The organism is Herbaspirillum lusitanum P6-12, from assembly GCF_000256565.1.
Classification (GTDB): domain Bacteria; phylum Pseudomonadota; class Gammaproteobacteria; order Burkholderiales; family Burkholderiaceae_D; genus Herbaspirillum; species Herbaspirillum lusitanum.
In genome coordinates, this window is the sequence record NZ_AJHH01000381.1 from 1 (window position 1) to 2751 (window position 2751).

The 2751-nt window shown below is 58.6% G+C and carries 2 protein-coding genes and 1 pseudogene; all 3 read left to right on the forward strand.

Going from position 1 to position 2751, the window contains the following annotated elements; translation table 11 throughout:
• A pseudogene (locus tag HLUSI_RS32645) lies at positions 1 to 130 on the forward strand (aldehyde dehydrogenase family protein); the annotation flags it as partial.
• Between the two features lie 473 nt (positions 131 to 603).
• The gene (locus tag HLUSI_RS28325) at positions 604 to 1527 is read left to right on the forward strand and encodes an aldehyde dehydrogenase family protein (protein ID WP_016834223.1); all 924 of its coding nucleotides are present in this window, start codon (positions 604 to 606) and stop codon (positions 1525 to 1527) included.
• A gap of 457 nt (positions 1528 to 1984) precedes the next feature.
• Positions 1985 to 2751 (forward strand): aldehyde dehydrogenase family protein (locus HLUSI_RS0112105; RefSeq protein ID WP_016834224.1); only part of this gene is annotated, 767 nt, incomplete at its 3' end.

A 2751-nucleotide genomic window follows, 5' to 3' on the forward strand; every position in this document is an offset into this window, starting at 1 on the left:
GCGCGCGCGCGCGCGCGCGCGCGCGCGCGCGTTCGATGATGCCGATCTGACCCGCGCCGCCAACGGCGTCATCACCGGCATCTTCTCGGCCGGCGGTCAGACCTGCATGGCGGGTTCGCGCCTGCTGCTGTACTTTGACGTTGTAATCGACAACGCGTTTGACTGATACCAGAACTTTCATGCTTGCGGTCTCCACAGAGTTCAAAGACGCGATGCCGGTTTTCACACGTGGCGAACCACCATGCCGTCATCACACGGACCGAAGTATTGGACTATCGGCGCAGCGCCGCAAACGATAAGAAGGAATCACCTTGTGCGCCGATGTCATGAAGTCGCCGATCTTCGCAGGGACGAAAATACCGGCGCAGCGATATTCTTTTACGTGCACCGCAGCAAGAAACTCAAGACGTGGAGTTGATCCGCAGGAGGGAGATTCAGCGTGGGGAAGGGTTTGCGCGGTATCGACGGAATTCGCGCCGCAGAGTTGATTCCAAATTCGCACAACTTCATTACTATTATTCGTTTGCTACCAGGGCTCCAAAAAAACAATAATTTTTCATCGAAAACAAGAACCACTGAAAATTTATTCCTTAGGAGCCACGCATGACGCAGCGCTATCAGTTATTCATCAACAACGAATGGGTCGATCCACTCTCGGGCCAATGGTTCGACTCGCTCGATCCGTTCAGCGGCGAAGCATGGGCGCAAGTCCCGCGTGCCAACAAGGATGACGTCAACCGCGCCGTCGAGGCCGCCTCGGCCGCAATGGAAGGTCCGTGGGGCACCATGTCGGCCACCGATCGCGGCCTGCTGCTGCACAAGCTCGGCACTTTGATCGAGAAGCACGCCGACACGCTGACGTTGGCAGAAAGCCGCGACAACGGCAAGTTGAAAAGCGAAGTTGGCGGCCAGGTGCGCTACATGGCCAAATACTTCTACTACTACGGCGGCCTCGCCGACAAGATCCAGGGCGCCGTCATCCCGATGGACAAGCCCAAGGTCTTCAACTACACCCGCTACGAGCCGATCGGCGTGGTCGCCACCATCACGCCATGGAACTCGTCGCTGCTGCTGACCGCGTGGAAAATCGCGCCGGCGCTGTGCGCAGGCAACACCATCATCGCCAAGCCATCCGAGCACACTTCGGTATCGATGTTCGAGCTGGCCAGGTTGTTTATTGAGGCTGGCTTCCCGCCGGGCGTGTTCAACGTCATCACCGGTTTCGGCGCTGAAGTGGGCGAGCCGCTGGTCACGCATCCGAAAGTCCCGCGCATCGCCTTCACCGGCGGCGACGAAGGCGGTCGCAAGGTCAACGTGCTCGGCGCGCAGCATTTCAAGCGCGTCTCGCTGGAACTGGGCGGCAAGTCGCCACACATCATTTTCGATGATGCCGATCTGACCCGCGCCGCCAACGGCGTCATCACCGGCATCTTCTCGGCCGGCGGTCAGACCTGCATGGCGGGTTCGCGCCTGCTGCTGCAGGAAGGCATCCACGACGAATTCGTCCTGCGTACTTTGACGTTGTAATCGACAACGCGTTTGACTGATACCAGAACTTTCATGCTTGCGGTCTCCACAGAGTTCAAAGACGCGATGCCGGTTTTCACACGTGGCGAACCACCATGCCGTCATCACACGGACCGAAGTATTGGACTATCGGCGCAGCGCCGCAAACGATAAGAAGGAATCACCTTGTGCGCCGATGTCATGAAGTCGCCGATCTTCGCAGGGACGAAAATACCGGCGCAGCGATATTCTTTTACGTGCACCGCAGCAAGAAACTCAAGACGTGGAGTTGATCCGCAGGAGGGAGATTCAGCGTGGGGAAGGGTTTGCGCGGTATCGACGGAATTCGCGCCGCAGAGTTGATTCCAAATTCGCACAACTTCATTACTATTATTCGTTTGCTACCAGGGCTCCAAAAAAACAATAATTTTTCATCGAAAACAAGAACCACTGAAAATTTATTCCTTAGGAGCCACGCATGACGCAGCGCTATCAGTTATTCATCAACAACGAATGGGTCGATCCACTCTCGGGCCAATGGTTCGACTCGCTCGATCCGTTCAGCGGCGAAGCATGGGCGCAAGTCCCGCGTGCCAACAAGGATGACGTCAACCGCGCCGTCGAGGCCGCCTCGGCCGCAATGGAAGGTCCGTGGGGCACCATGTCGGCCACCGATCGCGGCCTGCTGCTGCACAAGCTCGGCACTTTGATCGAGAAGCACGCCGACACGCTGACGTTGGCAGAAAGCCGCGACAACGGCAAGTTGAAAAGCGAAGTTGGCGGCCAGGTGCGCTACATGGCCAAATACTTCTACTACTACGGCGGCCTCGCCGACAAGATCCAGGGCGCCGTCATCCCGATGGACAAGCCCAAGGTCTTCAACTACACCCGCTACGAGCCGATCGGCGTGGTCGCCACCATCACGCCATGGAACTCGTCGCTGCTGCTGACCGCGTGGAAAATCGCGCCGGCGCTGTGCGCAGGCAACACCATCATCGCCAAGCCATCCGAGCACACTTCGGTATCGATGTTCGAGCTGGCCAGGTTGTTTATTGAGGCTGGCTTCCCGCCGGGCGTGTTCAACGTCATCACCGGTTTCGGCGCTGAAGTGGGCGAGCCGCTGGTCACGCATCCGAAAGTCCCGCGCATCGCCTTCACCGGCGGCGACGAAGGCGGTCGCAAGGTCAACGTGCTCGGCGCGCAGCATTTCAAGCGCGTCTCGCTGGAACTGGGCGGCAAGTCGCC

Bases quoted from the DNA above. Each gene is read 5' to 3' on its own strand.
- HLUSI_RS28325 (WP_016834223.1), top strand. From the start codon at position 604: ATGACGCAGCGCTATCAGTTATTCATCAACAACGAATGGGTCGATCCA.